At 60.7% G+C, this 16,733-nt stretch carries 14 protein-coding genes and 1 tRNA gene; 9 read left to right on the top strand and 6 right to left on the bottom strand.

Annotated features, from left to right (window positions below; genetic code table 11):
• Positions 1-24: 24 nt before the first annotated feature.
• The gene (locus HDF16_RS16720) at positions 25-1,638 is read right to left on the bottom strand and encodes a multicopper oxidase domain-containing protein (RefSeq protein WP_184218834.1); all 1,614 of its coding nucleotides are present in this window, start codon (positions 1,636-1,638) and stop codon (positions 25-27) included.
• Between the two features lie 15 nt (positions 1,639-1,653).
• Positions 1,654-3,267 (bottom strand): multicopper oxidase domain-containing protein, encoded by a 1,614-nt coding sequence (locus HDF16_RS16715; RefSeq protein ID WP_184218831.1) that lies wholly within the window; start codon positions 3,265-3,267, stop codon positions 1,654-1,656.
• A 425-nt stretch (positions 3,268-3,692) separates the two neighbouring features.
• Here HDF16_RS16715 and HDF16_RS16710 point away from each other — a divergent pair, with 425 nt between their 5' ends.
• Together HDF16_RS16710 and HDF16_RS30220 are read left to right on the top strand one after the other, a co-directional pair.
• Positions 3,693-4,439, top strand: coding sequence for a cyclic nucleotide-binding domain-containing protein (locus HDF16_RS16710; protein WP_184218828.1), 747 nt, complete (start codon positions 3,693-3,695; stop codon positions 4,437-4,439).
• 425 nt (positions 4,440-4,864) lie between these two features.
• Complete coding sequence (locus HDF16_RS30220) at positions 4,865-5,065, top strand: hypothetical protein (protein ID WP_221312812.1); 201 nt, start codon at positions 4,865-4,867, stop codon at positions 5,063-5,065.
• 7 nt (positions 5,066-5,072) lie between these two features.
• Here the strand turns inward: HDF16_RS30220 and HDF16_RS16700 are convergent.
• Positions 5,073-5,148, bottom strand: a tRNA-Ala gene (locus tag HDF16_RS16700).
• Between the two features lie 268 nt (positions 5,149-5,416).
• Here HDF16_RS16700 and HDF16_RS16695 point away from each other — a divergent pair.
• From HDF16_RS16695 to lepB (HDF16_RS16670), 6 genes are all read left to right on the top strand, one after another.
• Positions 5,417-6,124, top strand: coding sequence for a sigma-70 family RNA polymerase sigma factor (locus HDF16_RS16695; protein WP_184218823.1), 708 nt, complete (start codon positions 5,417-5,419; stop codon positions 6,122-6,124).
• Positions 6,121-6,840: an anti-sigma factor family protein gene (locus tag HDF16_RS16690; RefSeq protein ID WP_184218820.1), complete on the top strand. Its 720-nt coding sequence runs from the start codon at positions 6,121-6,123 to the stop codon at positions 6,838-6,840. The genes HDF16_RS16695 and HDF16_RS16690 overlap by 4 nt, the downstream gene beginning before the upstream one ends.
• A 120-nt stretch (positions 6,841-6,960) precedes the next feature.
• The gene (locus HDF16_RS16685; protein ID WP_184218817.1) at positions 6,961-8,727 is read left to right on the top strand and encodes a hypothetical protein; all 1,767 of its coding nucleotides are present in this window, start codon (positions 6,961-6,963) and stop codon (positions 8,725-8,727) included.
• A gap of 237 nt (positions 8,728-8,964) precedes the next feature.
• Positions 8,965-9,768 (top strand): ribonuclease III, encoded by an 804-nt coding sequence (rnc, locus tag HDF16_RS16680; RefSeq protein ID WP_184218814.1) that lies wholly within the window; start codon positions 8,965-8,967, stop codon positions 9,766-9,768.
• Entirely contained in the window at positions 9,765-10,667 is a 903-nt protein-coding gene (gene lepB / locus HDF16_RS16675; protein WP_184218811.1) for a signal peptidase I, read from the top strand. Before rnc ends, lepB (HDF16_RS16675) begins: the two co-directional genes overlap by 4 nt.
• A 125-nt stretch (positions 10,668-10,792) precedes the next feature.
• The gene (gene lepB / locus HDF16_RS16670; protein WP_348641341.1) at positions 10,793-11,587 is read left to right on the top strand and encodes a signal peptidase I; all 795 of its coding nucleotides are present in this window, start codon (positions 10,793-10,795) and stop codon (positions 11,585-11,587) included.
• Here the strand turns inward: lepB (HDF16_RS16670) and HDF16_RS16665 are convergent.
• On the bottom strand, positions 11,584-11,781 hold the full coding sequence (locus tag HDF16_RS16665) for a hypothetical protein (RefSeq protein WP_184218805.1): 198 nt from the start codon (positions 11,779-11,781) through the stop codon (positions 11,584-11,586). The two genes, lepB (HDF16_RS16670) and HDF16_RS16665, sit on opposite strands and share 4 nt — an antisense overlap.
• 46 nt (positions 11,782-11,827) lie before the next feature.
• Between HDF16_RS16665 and HDF16_RS16660 the strand changes: the two genes are divergently transcribed.
• Entirely contained in the window at positions 11,828-13,474 is a 1,647-nt protein-coding gene (locus HDF16_RS16660; protein ID WP_221312810.1) for an AsmA family protein, read from the top strand.
• A gap of 53 nt (positions 13,475-13,527) precedes the next feature.
• Here the strand turns inward: HDF16_RS16660 and HDF16_RS31585 are convergent, their stop codons facing one another.
• Positions 13,528-15,567, bottom strand: a complete 2,040-nt coding sequence (locus tag HDF16_RS31585; protein WP_184218800.1) for a M1 family aminopeptidase — start codon at positions 15,565-15,567, stop codon at positions 13,528-13,530.
• The gene (rlmB, locus tag HDF16_RS16650) at positions 15,564-16,388 is read right to left on the bottom strand and encodes a 23S rRNA (guanosine(2251)-2'-O)-methyltransferase RlmB (RefSeq protein WP_184218797.1); all 825 of its coding nucleotides are present in this window, start codon (positions 16,386-16,388) and stop codon (positions 15,564-15,566) included. The genes HDF16_RS31585 and rlmB overlap by 4 nt, the downstream gene beginning before the upstream one ends.
• Positions 16,389-16,733 lie beyond the last annotated feature (345 nt).

Below are 16,733 nucleotides of genomic sequence, written 5' to 3'. Positions count from 1 at the left end.
TCTCTCCTGAAATCCACTTTGCAGTTAATTCGATTCGTCAATAACAAATTCCCGCGAGTCGACGAGCATCATCATCATCATTCCGCCCGGGAATACGTTATTCGTCGTGATCTCGCGCTCGTTATGCGAGTGCCACATAAAGGCAAACCCAGCCTCACTACTAGGGGGATTGCCGACTGTACCGGAAGGCGGTGTAGTCCCTTTTGGACCTGCGGAACGAGACGTTGCATCCGGTCCAAGATATGCACTGCCGCCATACCAGGTGCCGTTCGTCAGGTAGTTCGGATCCGGCAACGTAACTGGACCGCCCGCTTCTACATCGCCAAAAGGAAACTTCTCGAGCGGTTTGTTATGGTCGGCGCACCACTCGTAGTAGTTCGCCTGGGTATAAGCTGTGCCCATCGTGTTGTATCCGTTAACGTCCGCATTGCAAGCCAGATTCGCCATTGGATTTGTGGTGTCCTTATTGTTATGCCCGTACACGTCCCAGTTCAGGCCCTTACCCGTCCAGTAGAAGATGCCGTCCATCGCAAGGCCGGGCGTAGTAGTAGTCGTAAACAACAGCGGTCCCGCAAGCTTTGTAGGGTCGCTTGAACTCGTAATCAGGTTGCCGTCCCGAGCTAGCACACGCACATGGTTTCCGTGTTCATGGAACGGATGCTGCCACCTTCCCTGTCCCACCACTCGGACCAGCGTCAATTCGCCGGGGTGCATGTGCGGATTACCGTTGTAAGGCTGGTGTGGATACTCCGATGCGTAGTTCGGATCCATGTCGTCCGGCATCGACCGCCCATTCACCATGAAGTAGGTTGGGTGGTATGGCTCCGTCTTGACGTTCATCGTCGGGCAAGCTCCCGCGGTGCATCCTGAAGCAACCGCGACCGCAACCGCTGCTTCGGCCTGCTTATGGATCGTCGGATCTATCTCCGAAAACTGAAACAGATACTCGCGGTCATAGCAGGTTGAAGCATTGTCATAGGCGGCCGGAGCCAAGCGAAATTCAGACTCGCCGAATTTACTTCTTGCCGACATATTGCTCTGCATCACGCCGCTCGTGCAGGAGCTCGGGACCGTCTTTGGCAGCACGATCACTGCTCCGTACATCCCCATCTCCACCTGAAGATCGCCCTGTGTACCGCTGTAGTAAGCTCGCGTTCCAGGAGAAGTCGCCGTAAACGTATAGGTGACGCTGGATCCTGGAGTTGCCTCCTGGGTAAGCAGCCCCTGCACTCCGCTCGCGGTGGTCACGGTAAATCCCGGGAATAAAATGGATGTATTTCCGGCAGCCAGCGGCAGATTGTTCGTCAACGTCACCGTCACGACGTCGCCCTCATTCACAATCAACGTCGGCCCCGGAATCTGCATCGTTGGGCAGGTGGCGCCGGCTATGGCTGCTGGCGCATAGGTCAGTCCTGCAGTCGAACTGCAGCCATAACCCCAGGAGTAGATCGCCTGCCCATCCGGCTGGCTTATGTAGTTGTCCTGCGCAGTAAGGGCGAACGTAGGGTTCCCCGATGCTCCCATAATTCCGGGCGCAGCTCCCCAGGCCATCGCCGTGGAGATCAGGGTCGCTACCGCAACTCCCACCGCAAACAAGTACCGAAACAATCCGCATTTTCCAAGACTTAAAATGCTCATTGCTGCTCTCCTGACCTAGCTACAGGCCTTCGTAATCGGATCGACTGCATTGCAGACATTCACTTCCGTCATCAGCCCGCCGAAGTTCTCGGCGTCGTTCGAGAGGTGGTCTAGATTGGGTGAATAAAGAAAAAATTTCTGGCGTGCCGTGTAGCCAGTTGCATCCAGAATCACGTCGATAGACTCCCCGCCGCCTAGCGTGATCGAGTTTGTCCCGTAGTACATGTTGTTCCCGGCCTCGTCCCGCAGCAGCCGCGCATTCTGTCCGATCACTTTCATCGGAATACCCAGTGACGCCAGAGTCTGAAACTCGCTTACATCGAGGTCCGAGATCCGCAGCAGGGCTCTCCCGCCAGCGGGAATATTGATAATCGACGGTAGCGGCTGCGAGTCGTGCATTACGCCGTCCGACGAAGGAGTCTGCATCGTTCCCGCAGCAGCCGTATCCGGATAACTCCGTCCGTTCAGCAGGAAATACTTGTCCTTCATGTCCGCAAATCCTTCCGGATTGAAGGTCATGCCCACAAAATGGAAGTTGGGATCGAACCCATGAATCTGGAGCGGATACTCCACGTCATAGGCCGTCGAGCCATCGCCGTCGTTGTAGGCATAAAGGGTGGGCGAATTACTCTTGTTCGCTGTATGAGTGGCCCCATTATCGGTTGGCGGCTGAGGCGTCGTGCAGAGAATATCGCTCTGGCAGCTAGATGCCGTTCGCAAGTCGGTCTGCTGTTTCATAAGCGAGGTGTAAAGGTGAGTTCCGTCCGTCGGCACTCTATTCTGTCTCGGTCGTACATAAAGCTGACCTACCATTCCCATCTGCAGGTGCTCGGGAGGAGTGATGTGGCAGTGCCAAAAGTAGGTTCCCGCATCCGGTGCCAGGTAGTAGTAAGTCATGCTGCCGCCAATATCGACAGCAACTGAAGCGTCCGGCACACCATCGTAAAAAGAAGAAGCGTTTGGATAACCGTGGAAGTGGATCGTATGTTGCTCGAAGAGGTCGGGGCGCATCAACATGCCCACATTGCTCAGCGTAAGAAAGAACTCGTCGTCTTCGTCGATAGCCATCAAGGGCGCCGGCTGGTTGCCGTTCATAACCCCAACGTCCATGATCGGCCGTGGGTCGACGTGACCATCTATCACTCCGCCGTAATCCATATCAGGCGCCAGACCGACCGCTCCGTTATAACCCAGCAGCGCTGGGCCATTCGTCGCGGGATCGCCCACTTGAAGTGGAACTGGGGGCATGGTGTTGTACACGTTCGCGAGTTGTGTACCCGGAAGACCGTTCGAAATGTCGCTCAACCCCGACAGCGGTCCAAACGCGAACATATAAATCTGGTTCCCGTCGCCCATGGTTGCGTACCCATCGCCGCCCGATACCTGTTGGCAACGGATCACGCCGCCGTTGGACGTGTATGTCAATCCAGTACCGTTGGCGGCGGAGTCAGTTATGGTACTGGGTCCTGTGTACGCTGCTCCCGCACCCATAGGCGAACCTGTACCTAACGACGGATGGAGCGATGTAGATGTGGGACACTGCACCCGGAAGGCCTGCGCGTGCGCCATTGCCCCTAGGCTTATAAACATCGACACAACCAGGAACTTTACTTGTGAGCTAGCGCGCATAGGACCTCTCTGTGACATAAGGTTGGAATAAGGCCGAAAATATTCTGGCTTTCCGTGACCCGCAATAGGTTTCGCCGAAGCAGAGCGATGATTGCGCCTAATCGCGGATTGCTCATTGCTTGTGCGCAAGCAAACTAAAAAAATAAAAAATGCCGCCAACCTTTTCGCGACCGGATAGACATGGCCCTGTGCCTGGAGTTAGCAATAGGAAGGAATCGATGTAACTGAAGTAACTAAACCTTGCGGCAGTAACTTACGAAGGTGCGTTGACATTTCGTCGACTTGCGGCTAGCTTCGCTCGCAATGGGCCACATCAAAGTTTTCATCAGTGAAATAGTGACCTTGCGTGATTGTTGAAACATTCAAGTCTGAAGTAACGGAGAAGAGCCTTGGATAACTCGCGTCCACGCTCCAGAAGTTCCCCTGTGGAACCCAGCACCATCCTCTCGTTTGAACAAGCCAAACGGAGTGTAGTAATTGGAGGCTCAGACCTGTTCTCTGGGCTTTCTCAATCTGAGCGCGCCAGAATTTCCGACCTCGCCCGGCCCCGGTCTTTCCTCAAAGGTGACACCCTCTTCTCCCAGGGCCAGCCATTCAGGAAGCTGATACTTATTGAGTCCGGCTGTGTAAAGCTCACCCTTCTTAACAGGCAGGGCAAAGAAGTAATTCTCGCCCTGCGCGGGGTGGGCGATGCGGTCGACCTTCCGATCGGAACTACCCATTCGACCCACTCATGTTCAGCTCAGGCAGTTACTCGCGGGCACGCCCTCACCTGGATGGCCGCTGATGTCGAAGACATGATCGTCAGGTTGCCGCAGTTTACAGAGAATATGTATCTCATCCTCCACCGGCATATGCACGAACTTGAAGAGCGCTATCACGAAAGTGCCTCGGATTCGGTCTCCCGGCGACTCGCCTGCACGCTCATCCGGCTAACAGAGCAGATTGGCATCCCCAACGGCGAAGGGGCCGAAATCCATATCTCCCGCTACGAACTCGCCCAGATGTCTGGCATGACTCTCTTCACTGTAAGTCGGCTCATCTCTAAATGGGCGAAGCTGGGTCTGATTGTGCCTCGCCGCGAAGCACTTGTAATGCTGGATTCGAAACGCCTCGACGACTTGACCTCTTCAGGGGATCCATCCGTTGACGATGCCGCGGCCGCCTTCTGAGCTCTTTCCGGAAGAGGCCATGCCCGGCATCCTTTCCACGCGGCAGCAGTTCGTCTTGAGCACAACCGGTGGTTTCATGTTGCAATTTGCCTGCCTGGAATGTCGCGTTTTGCCAGGCTGCATCTGCAGGTCCATGGGCGTGACATCCGGCCGACGTACACGATACTGTTCGACTGCTTCCGTTCCACTCGATGCCTCGGCGCTCCCGTAGCGGCTTCATGAATTCGAGCAGCTAGCGCCGCACGTTCTACACCAGTGCGCCAATGAGGTCGGGCTTCCGAAGCTGACCTTCTAGATCATCCGGCGCACCATCGCGACGCTGGCTCAGAAAATGGTCACAGTAAGTAAAGGATGTGCAGGATATTCTCCGGCACTCCCGACCAGGAACGACAACCGATGTGTATATGTAGGAGGTCCCAGAGAGCGTGCGGGCGACGGTCATTTCAATCCACACGCAGGTGAAGTCGACCAAGGCAAAGCAACCGGCATCAACCGGCATCGTGAAGGTGACGGTTTCGGCCGAGGAGCCGCTTCTGGCTTCCGACCGGACAAAACCGAAGTCTTTTATCAGGGAAGGTTTTGGAATTTGCGACAAGGTCGCGGAGAGGAGGTGTTCTGAATGCTAGAAATAATTGGTGGACCTGATCGGGATCGAACCGATGACCTCTTCCATGCCATGGAAGCGCGCTCCCAGCTGCGCCACAGGCCCACTCTTGCGGAAGGACTTCTATCATTCTCAGCTACGCCGCCCGTTTCGTCAATCCGCCTTCCTCTGTCACTTTCGAGGCACCCTCAGACTGCGCGGGAACAAATTCCGCCCCCATCGGTGTCTAAGTAAGCAGAGTGGTGCGAGACACTCGGTCGCCGGCGGCGCAGTTCAATCGCAAGTTTTGCCCAATTTCAGCCGCCTCCGGCGCACGTCTCTCGCTCGATTCGACAGACGTACCCCGGAAGCCGTAAGTTAGAGGACACCCGACATGCAGGCGGGCACTACAGTGGCAGATCTAGCGAGCGCAATCGGAATCCGCACCGAGGAAGCATCCCTCGTCGCCGACCTCAAGGCCGGCTCCGAAGAGGCCTTTGCGCAGCTGATCGCCCAGTATCACCAGCCCATCTACTCCCTCATCGTCCGCAGCCTTAACGATCCCAGCGACGCCCCCGATATCACCCAGGAAGTTTTCATTAAGGTCTTCCGCAGCATTCGCAGCTTCCATGGCGATGCCAGCCTGCGTACCTGGCTTTACCGCATTGCGCTGCACGAGGCCTCGAACCAGCGTCGCTGGTGGTCGCGCCACAAACGCCAGGAAGTCACGATCGACGTGCCTGCCGAGTCCGAAGAGTCCGGCGAGACCTTCTCTTTGGCCTCAACCCTGGCTGATCAGGGCGACTCTCCCTTCGACCACGCCTCTCAAAACGAGACCCGCATCCGCGTCGAAGCCTGCCTCCGCCAGCTCCCCGAGGTCTTCCGCACCGTCGTCGTCCTTCGCGAGATTGAAGGCTTCGCGTATGAAGAGATCGCCGAGATCCTCGACGTCAACCTCGGCACAGTAAAGTCACGCCTCACACGCGGCCGTTCCGCTCTCCGCACCTTGCTTCTCGCCCAGGAATCCACAGCCGGAAGCTCACAGATAACGAGTCTGGGCCTGCTGCCGATGAATCAAAGAAACATGGAGTCGGCGCAATGAACCTGAACCCTTCCCAGGAAGTCCAGTTCTCGGACGAGATTCACGTGTGCGATACCTTCCGGGCGTCGTTCTCGGAGTATCTCGACGGTGCGGTCACCGGCCGTGAGATGCACGCCATCGCGACTCACCTCCGCGCCTGCCCGTCCTGCGATCAGGAGTTCTCGAGGCTCCGCGAGATGCAGGCCTCGCTGGCCAGCCTCCGCTCCCTGAAGCCGCCCGCCGACCTTGGATTGAAGCTTCGCGTCGCTATCTCCCAGCAGAAGGCACGCGAAAGCCGCACCTGGGCCGATCGCTTCTCGGTTCAATGGGATAACGCTCTTCGCCCGCTGCTCATTCAAGTCTCAGCCGGATTCGCCGGAACCATCGCCCTCGTCGGCACGATCGCGTTGCTGGTAGGTATGGTCGCTGCTCCTGAGTCCGTCATGGCACACGATGTTCCGCTCAGCGCGATTACGGCGCCTCATTTCCTTTACTCTGCCGCAGCCGAGCGTCCAATCGTCGCCGATCACGACACCACCATTGTCGTCGATGCCGCCATCAATGCGCGCGGCCAAGTCTACGACTACAGGTTCCTCTCCGGCCCCGAAAGCCCCGAGGTCCAGAAGCAGGTCGCCGAGCAGCTCATGCTCAGCGTCTTTACTCCCGCCAGCGTCTTCGGCTCTCCGGTCCGCGGCCACATGATCTTGACCTTCGACGGCATCTCCGTCCGCGCCTAGCCCTCCAAAATCCCCTCAACAACTCTTGCCATCCTTCGCCGTAGGCGGAGGGTCCGTTGCTGCCGTTGCACTTGTTGTTGCCGTTGCATAAGCTAGCTCTGTAGTCGAGAACCCATAACCGTGCCCGCAAAACCCCATCTTCCGCTCCTCGCCTCCGCAGCTCTCCTGCTCACCTTTGCCGCTCAGCTCCCGGCCCAATCATCATCTTCATCCTCCTCGCAGTCCGGCACCGCGCCGCAGGAGGAGAGCCGCTCTACCCCGAAGCGTCCCAGCGTCGAAGCCGGCGGCTCCGCCGTCACCCTCGAGACCAGCGAGCCTCTCTTCTACCTCGCATCCGCACTCAATCTCTGCGGGTATGACGACGGTCTCGACCAGTCTGATCCTGTTCGCGCTAAGGTCCGCGCCGACATCGAATCCGCCGCTATCGCCACGCCCGAGGCTGCCGACTCCCGCCGCGCTCTGTGTGAATACGTCCACACCCACCAGCTCACCGACGCCGGCCTCAACCTCGCCCAGTACGTCTCACTCGCGCTCTACGTCACCCCGCCGCCTGAACTCGCGCCAGCAGCCGACGAGACCGACCTGCCTCCCGACTCCACCCAGGTCGTCAACATCCTTCCGCTGCTCCGCACCTTCGCCGAGCAGGTCCACCTTCACGCAATCTGGATCAAGTACCGCCCGGAGTACGAGGCCCTCATCGACCTCGTCCACGACCCCCTCACCCGGACCATCCTCAACACCAACATCTATCTCAAGCTCCCCGCCAGCAGCTACGACGGCCGTCGTTTCCTCGTCCTGCTCGAGCCCATGCTCGCCCCTGCCGCCACCAACGCCCGCATCTACGGCAATGACTACACCGTCGTCGTTTCGCCCTTGGCGACGCCGCCAGGCACCGTCAAAATGGAGCAGATTCGCCACACCTACCTTCACTATGAGGTCGAGCCGCTCGTCTACTCCCGCGCCACGGCGATGAACCGCCTCCAACCCCTGCTGCGTACAGTGCAGGACGCTCCCATCGACTTCAACTACAAGTCCGACATCGTCTCGCTCATCACCGAGTGCATGATCAAGGCGATCGAAGCTCACACCATGGACGTCGGCCTCCCCAAACCCGTCAGGCCAGAGAGCCACGAACGCGTTGACCAGGAGCGCTACACCGGCGAACTCGCCGTCTACGACCGCCAGACCGAGGCGGCTCGCCGCAGCGCCTCCGACCTCGCCATGCGCCAGGGCTGGGTGCTCACCGGCTACTTTTACGATGCTCTGAACCAGATGCAGCGCGATGGCTCCAGCCTTAAGGACGCCATCGGCCAGATGGTCTACGGCATGGACATTGGCCGCGAAGCTCACCACGACCAGCAGATCACCTTCCTTCCCGAGACCACGCACGACGTAGTCCGCCGCGCCCCGCGCCAGCCCATCGGTCTCGATCTTGCCGAGATGAAGCTCTTCAAGGGCGATAAAGACGGTGCCAGTGAGATCGCCGAAAAGGTTCTCGCCAGTCCAACTGGCGACCACGCCCGCGCCAATTACCTCATCGCCCGCATCAACCTTCTCGACCAGGAACCTGACGACGCCGTAACCCACTTCCACGCCGCGCTAGAGACCTCCCGCGACCCTCGCACCCTCGCCTGGTGCCACATCTATCTCGGACGTCTCTACGACATGCAACAGACTCCCGACCGCAAGAAGGCCGTAGCCGAGTACCACCTCGCCCTCAATCTCCGCGACGACCGCCCCGACACCAAGGCCGCCGCTGAAGCCGGCATCCGCGCTCCCTTCGCCCCACCGAAACGCGAAGCCATGCCTGATACCGACGACAACACCCCCGTCGATCCCACCGGCAAGGCTGAAAAGGACGCCTACAAACCGCCCCCGCCGCAATAAGCCGCTAGGTTCTCCCTCCTCGTCTTTCGATGGAGTCGGAGGATCTGCTGCTGCCGTTGCTTTTGCTTCTTGCCCCACAAAAGAAGCTTGATCTCGACCGTAGCCGAGTTGCATCATCGCTCGGCGCAGTGGAGAGACCCCGCATTGGCATTTCACTTGTCTTCGCCTACACCCTATTCGCTACCCCCTACACCCCGCTTTTCGGTCTAAAGTTAACCAAAGGGGAGAGCCGCTACGATGCCACCAAGAAAATCCACGCGCTCCCCTTTCGGGCACACCTTCCGCGACCCCACCCTCCTCGAGCGCGCCCTCACCCACCGCTCTCTCTCCTACGAAACTAACCCCGAAAGCCTTACCGACACCCAGGCTGATAACGAGCAGCTTGAGTTCCTCGGCGACGCCATCCTCGGCCTCATCGTCGCCGAAGCCCTCTACCGCCGCTTTCCTCAGTCGCGAGAGGGCGAACTTACCCGGCTCCGCGCCTCCATTGTCAGCCGTAAGCATCTTGGCCAGATGGCTGCCCGCATCGATCTTGGCGCGCACCTCCGCCTCGGCAGGGGCGAGGAGCGCAGCGGCGGTCGCGGAAAGTCCGCGATCCTCTCGAACGCCCTCGAAGCCGTCATCGCCGCGATCTATCTCGATGGGGGCTTGAAACCCACCGCTGCCTTCATCGAAAAGAACATCCTTGAACCGGCGTTGCCCGAGATCACTCTCGCCCTTGCAACCCCCAACGGCGTCGGTTCATCCACCTTTTCCGGAGCCGTCGGCGATCACAAATCCGCCCTACAGGAGCACCTCCAGGCCTCCGGCCTCGGCAAGCCCGAGTACGTCTTACTCTCCGAATCCGGTCCCGATCATCAAAAGCGCTTCCATATTCAGGTCGTCGTCCAGGACTCCGCCGGCAATGCAACCACCCTCGCCGAGGCCGATGGCCCGACCAAAAAGGCCGCCCAGCAGGAGGCCGCTCGGCTCGCCTTCCTGCGCATTCTGGCAGACAATCCCCCCGCAACGGCATCCGAAAAGCTTGTGGCCAGTGCATGAGCGATGTTCTTCACAATCCGTCCGCAGCCGTTGCGACTGAAGTCCTAGCCCCCGCAGGCGGCTCCATCGCCTCGACCGAACCCAGCGCCGCCTCCGTTCCGTCCGCCGCGCCAAATCCCCGCTCGCCTGAGTCCCACGGCATGATCCACGCCGTCCAGTCCCTGCTGTACATCATCATCATCGCCATCTTCATCATCACCTTCACCGTCCAGCCCTTCCGCATTCCTTCGGAGTCGATGGATCCGACCCTCCTCGTCGGCGACTTCCTCCTGGTAGCCAAGCAGAACTTCCCCACGACCTCCGGCTCGATCCCGCTGCCCTCCACACCCATCCGCCGCGGCGACGTGATCGTCTTCCACTTCCCCGTCGACCCCTCCATCCACCTCGTCAAACGCGTCATCGGCCTCCCCGGAGACCACCTCCACCTCCACGGAAATCGCGTCTACATCGACGGCCAGCCGCTCCCTGAGCCCTATGCTGTCTACCGTTCCGGCCCCGCCGACCCCTTCCGCGACAACTTTCCCCGGCTCTCCAACCCCGACCCGGACGTCGCCTCCGCCTGGTGGATCCAGATGCGCTCTCTCGTCAACCACGGCGAACTCACCGTCCCCCCACATAGCTACTTCGTCCTCGGCGACAACCGCAACAACAGCGAGGACAGCCGCTACTGGGGATTCGTCCCTGCCTCGGCAATCGTCGGCAAGCCGTTGCTGATCTACTTCTCCGTCAACTCCGCCAGCCGCCCCGACGAAGATGATGACGCTACGCCAGACACGCGTGACCCCGATCCCACACCCCGCGTCTCCGCTCAGCCCATCGTCAAGGCCGCAAAGACCTCCACCCTCGGCGAGATCGCCAACTTCGCCCGCTGGAACCGCGTCCTGCGAGTAGTCCGGTAACCCTACCGCTAACTTGCTGACCAGCTGTCTTTCGCTGACCAGCGTCCTGCATCGGCGATACACTACCTAAGCACCATCGGAGATCCACCGTGACGAAGACCGCCGACCAACCCATCAAGGACGCCATCCTGCCAGCCGAATCGGAACCCGCGCAGGAAGAGCAGGCAGACACCGAGACTCCCCTCGAGTCTCTCGCCTCCATCTGCACCGTCCTCGCCATTGGTCTCTTCGTCATGACGTTCATCTTCCAGAACTTCGAGATCCCCTCGGGCTCCATGGAGAAGACGCTCCTCATCGGCGACCACGTCGTCGTCGACCGCGTCACCCTCGCCCCGCGCACCACCTGGGCACCCTTCCTCGACTACCGCCCCGTACATCGCGGCGATGTCATCGTCTTCCTCAAGCCCAACCCCGAGACCCCCGATCTCTTCCTGGTCAAGCGCGCCATCGGTCTCCCCGGCGACCACATCCACCTCCGCAACGGCATTTTGTATCTCAACGGTGTGGCTCAGGACGAGCCCCAGGCAGCCAAGCCCAACAACAACGGCAGCTACCAGGATGCTTACAACGCATACCGTGATGACTTCCCCAGCCTCATGGCTTCGGTCGATCAAGGCGCGACCGCAAGCTGGTCGCTGGAGATGCCTACGAACGTTGAGAATGGCGACCTCGTCGTCCCACCCGGCAAGGTCTTCGCCATGGGTGACAACCGCACCGAGAGCCTCGACAGTCGCTACTGGGGCTTCGTGCCGCAAGAGAACATCGTCGGTCGCCCCATGTTCGTCTACTGGTCCTTCAACACTCCAGCCGACCAGATCGAAAAGACCAGCGTGGGCGACCGCCTCGGCTTTATCGTCCACATCATCACCCACATCTTCCCCGGGACCCGCTGGAGTCGCACCTTCCACGTCATCCGCTAGCCAACCACAGATCCGAGTGCTTCATCCATCGCGTCTCTGTCGTTCGCGATGGGTGGGAGATTCGTGCGAAACACGAACCGCTTCTGCTTCACAAAGCTCAATACACACTTCCCCTTGTCCTGCTTCGCGTCGTGGAAGCACAGCCTCACCGTGTTTCCGCTACGCGGAGGGTCTGCTGTTGCTCGTTCTCCCATCCCACACCACCTCCCCAAAGAATAGAATTGCCTCTTGAGTACCTTCATGCCCGAGACCTCCACCCCCGCCGAAGCGCCAGCAAGACCCCGCCGCAACTTCTTCTCCTTCGGCTTCGCCCTCCTTTACCTCTTCATCGCCTGCATCATCGCCCTCGCAGTCCTCCCCCCGCTGCTGAACGTCAATCGCTTCAAGCGCCGCATCGTCACCAGCATTAGCACAAGCCTCGGCCGCCCCGTCCATCTTGATAGCGTCACCCTCGTGATTCTTCCCTTCCCCGGCTTCAAGCTCGAAAACTTCGTCGTCGCCGAAGACCCCGCCTTTGGCTCCGAGCCTGTCATCCGCGCCAACGAGGTCCAGGCGACCCTCCGCATCCCCTCCCTCTACAGCAAAAAGGTCGAGTTCTCACGCATCAGCCTCAAGGAGCCCAGCATCAACCTCGTCCACGCGGCCAATGGCCAGTGGAACGTTGAAAGCATCCTCCTCAAGGCCGCCCAGATCTCCGCCGCTCCCACCGCCCAGGCCAAGGCGGGCCCCGACCCGCGCTTCCCCTACATAGAAGCCACCGAAGCCCGCGTCAACATCAAGTCCGGCCTGGAAAAGCTGCCCTTCTCGCTCACCGAAGCCGACTTCGCCCTCTGGCTCCCTCAACCCAGTCAGTGGCGCGTCCGCGTCTCTGGCAAACCCACCCGCACCGACACCAGCGCCTCCGACACCGGCGTCGTCTCCCTCGAAGGCACACTAGGCCGCGCCGAACGCTTCGACCTCATCCCCATCGACCTCTCGGCAGAGTGGAAGAGTGCCCCCCTCGGCGAGGCCAGCCGCCTGCTCACCGGCAACGACGCCGGCGTGCGCGGAGAACTACGCCTCAGCGCCGCGCTACGCGGCACCCTCGGCACCAGCATCCTCAAGACCTCCGTCGATCTCCGCGGCCTGCGCCGCGCCGACTTCGTCCCCGACCGCCCCATCAACCTGCGCGCTGATTGCCAGGCCACCACCGGCGAGACCCTCCATGCCCTCCACGAGATTCGTTGCAGCTGGCCGCCACCCGGCGATCCCACGCTCCTCGCCCTCACCGGCGACCTTCCCAGCCTCCGCGACCCAGCCTCCGCCAGCTTCCAGCTCGGCACTCCGGGTCTGCCTGCGGCCACCCTCCTGCAGTGGCTGCGCGTTGCCAGCCCGCGCGTCTCGCCCGACATTACCGCCACCGGAACACTCACCGGCAGTCTCTCCCGTACAACAGCGGCCAGGCGATCAGTAACATCCTCCGGCCAACTCACACTAACCCCTGTCATCCTCACCGGCGGCCCACTTGGGAAGACACCCATCGCTCTCGGCGGCGCCACCATCTCCTCCGGAAGTCGTGCCGATAGCTTCAACCTGGCGCCAACCTCCCTCGCCCTCGGCGGCAAAGAGCCCGCCACCCTGGAAGGCAGCTTCGACTACGTAGGGTACTCACTCCACCTCACCGGCAACCTCCTGCCTACGCGTCTCCTGGCCCTTGCCGCAGCCGTTCCCCAGTTCGGCGATGGCCTACCGGCCCTCTTCCTCCCACCATCCGCGCCTCAGCCGCCTCCATCGAAGGAACTCCCCATCCACGTCGATCTGACCTCGGTTCGCACCTGGAACGGTGGTCAATCCTGGTCCCGCACCACCCCAACCAAGCCAACCCACGCCAAAACCCACCGACGCTAAACGCCTCTCTGAACTTGCCGTCCCTCTCCCAAGCCGAGCTTAACTCACCCAAATTACTCCGGGATGATCTTCCGCGTGTGGATGTTCTCGCGCAGCTCCGGCACCGTCCCGTCGCCCACCACGACCTCCTCAGGGGTGTCCTGAAAGACGATCCGGATCGCCGCGTTGGAGCGGCCTGGAACCCGCAGCCGTTCCGTCGCCGTGAGCTTGGCGGACTTTACCGTGACCGGAACCTCCGCCGCCGCCGCACCATCGTTGCGCACACTCACCGCCACCAGCCAGCCGTCGGTCTTACCCGACGCAGCTGATGCCGGACGCGGAGCGACGTTCGCGATGCTTAGCTCCGGCAGCCCCTTGTCGTGATAGACCCAGTCGTCGAAGAACCAACGCAGGTCTTCCTTTGACGTCTTCTCCAGAACCTGCTCGAAACCCTCATCCGAAGCGTCCGCAGCCTTGTCCTTTCGGTAGACCTGCAGCGCCTGCTTCAACGCATCGTCGCTCGTGATCGAACGCAACATCCACAGCACCGCAGCCGCCTTCGTCCGGTAGTAGATCTCGTTACTGGCCCCCACCAGGCTCTGCCCCACTCCGGCTTTGTCTCCCTGCGAGAAATCCGGCTCCGCCAACGCCAGCGCCGAGGTCGTCTGATGCAGCCGGTCGAGTCCTGCCTGTCGCCCGTCGTTCGTCTCTACCCAAAGCAGCGACATCAACTGCGCCACGCCCTCATCCAGCCAAGCATGGCTTGACCCAAACCACGCATGAGACAGCGTATGCACCATCACCGGCGTCAGTTCCGCAGGTTCCGCGCCACGTAGCGGCGTCACCAGAAGAGCATCATCTTCGAACGGTTGCCCCTCGTGGTCCAGCACATCGAGCGGCTGCAGCGGACTTGTCCCTAGCCAGTCCATCAGCAGCGGTTGCACCTTGGCCGCCGCCTCCGCATACCGCTGCAGCACTCCGTCCTGGTCCGTCACTGCCCGGATCAGCGCTCCATCGGTGGTCGTCGCAGCCTTCTCCGTGAGAAAGAGACTCAAGCCGCGAAAGCCCATCGGCGTTGCCGAGAACTCCGCCGTCGCGATGCCTTTCCCCTGCGCTACGGGCATGTCGTCGTTGTCACTGACTGCCGCAAACGGCTCTCGCCGCCCATTGAAATACGCCGCGTCGGGAGCGTCGCCCGTATACTCGACCGTCAGCCTAAGCTTAACGGTGGCGCCCTGCTGCCGCAGCTTCGCCCGGCCTACCGAGTCGAACAGCTTCGCGCCGTCGCCCAAAAACACCGGCGCACCCGCCACCGGATACCACATCACGTTCCCATACCCGCGCAATGCCGTCCCACCAGCAGAGACCTGGTCCCAGTCGGCCTTTGCAGCCTCGTCAGTGGGCGCGCCGATCCGCTCCAGCCGTTCCCCCGACTGCGGGATACTACCTGAGTAGATCGCGGTCAGATCGATAGAAGCTCCCGGTGCAAGCGGCTCAGCAAGCGTCAACACCGCCTCGCGCGACACACCGGTGTGATCGGCATCCGTATTGATTCGATGCTGAACGAAACCCCCTACAGCGCCCGAACGCACCCGCAAGGTCTCCCATTCCAGCGACGACGACACCTGCAGCGGAATCTGCTTCAGCGCCACCTTGCCATCGTTCCGCACCGTGAAATTAGCATGTGCTTCAACCGCAGACTTTGCCGTAACCAAGTGCAGATCAAGATCGTAAGCAGTAAACATGACCGACTCGCGCTCCTCATCGGACACGTTGACAACGGCATCCGGGGGCCCGGTCTTTCCGTCCGGCATCGGCTGACTCGAAGACTCACCTGCCGCTTCGGCTGTAGCTGGCTCGGCCGCCGCCGCAGGATCACCCTCCACCGGCGGCGTCTCCTGCCGTTCGAAGATCACCTTGCCCTTGGGGGGCGCGGGATCGCTTGTCACAGGGGCTGTAGCAGTATCCGGAACAACGGGTGCCTGCTGGCTCTGCGCCGGCGGGGCAGCTTCGGTCTGAGTTGGAGCCTTCTCCGGCGGCGTGTACGGAACCGTCTGTTGTCCAAACCCATTTCCCGCCACGCCCAGCAATACTGCCGCTACAAAAGCCTTCACGACCCCAACCCCTTCTGAACCTTCACCTTCTTCGGCGCAGCCACAACCTCCGGAGGCGTCCGTCGCTGCCGCATGGCCTCGTACATCACGATAGCCCCGGCCACCGAGACATTCAGCGAAGACACCGCCCCCGCCATCGGAATCCGCAGCAAGTGGTCGCAGGTCTTCTTCACCAGGTCATGCAGCCCCGCGCCCTCGCGTCCCAGCACCAGCACGCAGTCCGTGCGAAAGTCGAAGTCCATGTAATCCGGCGACCCGCGTTCATCGAGCCCCAGCACCCAAACGTTCTCCTTCTTCAGCTGCTCGAGCGACCGCACCAGGTTCGTCACCTTGGCGATCTTCACGTGCTCGGAAGCGCCCGCCGAAGTCTTCGCCACCGTCGCATTGATCGGTGCGGACCTTCGCTCCGGGATCAACACGCCATCCACGCCCACGGCATCCGCTGTCCGCAGCAGAGCGCCGAGATTATGCGGGTCTTCTACTCCGTCCAGAGCCAGGAAGAACTTGTGCCGTCCTTCCTCTGCAGCCGGAGCGACCTTTGCCTTGCTGCCCTTCTTGCCCGAAGGAATCAGGTCCTCGATGGCAAGATACTGCCGCTCCCGCACCATCGCCAGAACTCCCTGGTGCTGGTCCGTCTTCGCCAGCCGCGTCATCTCGTCGCGCGACTGCGAAGCTACCCGCACGCCTGCGATGCGGGCCAGCGCGATGATCCGTTCCAGCTTCTCGTCCTTGCGCTCCCGCGCGACAATCACGTGGTCCAGCCCGCGCTGCCCAGACTTCAGCGCCTCTTCCACCGGATGAAGACCGTACAAAACTTCCATCCCTCAAGTCTACCGCTCTCGACTCCAACCCCATGCCCATCCGTGGAGTCACAGTCGCTATAAACCCCGACTGATAGTGCGATAGCATGGCTGGCATGACCAACCTGATAGGGGCTTTTCTTGCACTAGTGGTGGCGTTTGCAGCCTTTGTCATTGCGTTCCTGGCGGTCTTCGTACCCATGCTAATAAGTGACATGCACTACGCCCCACACGATGGCCAAGGTGGCATGGGTGGATCTTTTCTCGGCCTACCGACGGGCATATTAGCGGCAGTTGTTGCTGGCGTTTCCTTCTACGTTCGGTCAAAACGACGAAACTTGTTCTCTAATCCGAACTGAGGAGCTC

It is taken from the genome of Granulicella aggregans (assembly GCF_014203275.1).
Lineage (GTDB): Bacteria > Acidobacteriota > Terriglobia > Terriglobales > Acidobacteriaceae > Edaphobacter.
The sequence above is the reverse complement of the archived record's forward strand: the minus strand, read 5'-3'. Positions and strand labels throughout refer to the sequence as shown.

Bases quoted from the DNA above. Each gene is read 5' to 3' on its own strand.
- HDF16_RS16665 (WP_184218805.1), bottom strand. From the start codon at position 11,781: ATGGGAGAACGAGCAACAGCAGACCCTCCGCGTAGCGGAAACACGGTG.
- HDF16_RS16690 (WP_184218820.1), top strand. From the start codon at position 6,121: ATGAACCTGAACCCTTCCCAGGAAGTCCAGTTCTCGGACGAGATTCAC.
- HDF16_RS16720 (WP_184218834.1), bottom strand. From the start codon at position 1,638: ATGAGCATTTTAAGTCTTGGAAAATGCGGATTGTTTCGGTACTTGTTT.
- lepB (WP_184218811.1), top strand. From the start codon at position 9,765: ATGAGCGATGTTCTTCACAATCCGTCCGCAGCCGTTGCGACTGAAGTC.
- HDF16_RS16715 (WP_184218831.1), bottom strand. From the start codon at position 3,267: ATGCGCGCTAGCTCACAAGTAAAGTTCCTGGTTGTGTCGATGTTTATA.
- HDF16_RS16695 (WP_184218823.1), top strand. From the start codon at position 5,417: ATGCAGGCGGGCACTACAGTGGCAGATCTAGCGAGCGCAATCGGAATC.
- rlmB (WP_184218797.1), bottom strand. From the start codon at position 16,388: ATGGAAGTTTTGTACGGTCTTCATCCGGTGGAAGAGGCGCTGAAGTCT.
- HDF16_RS16660 (WP_221312810.1), top strand. From the start codon at position 11,828: ATGCCCGAGACCTCCACCCCCGCCGAAGCGCCAGCAAGACCCCGCCGC.
- rnc (WP_184218814.1), top strand. From the start codon at position 8,965: ATGCCACCAAGAAAATCCACGCGCTCCCCTTTCGGGCACACCTTCCGC.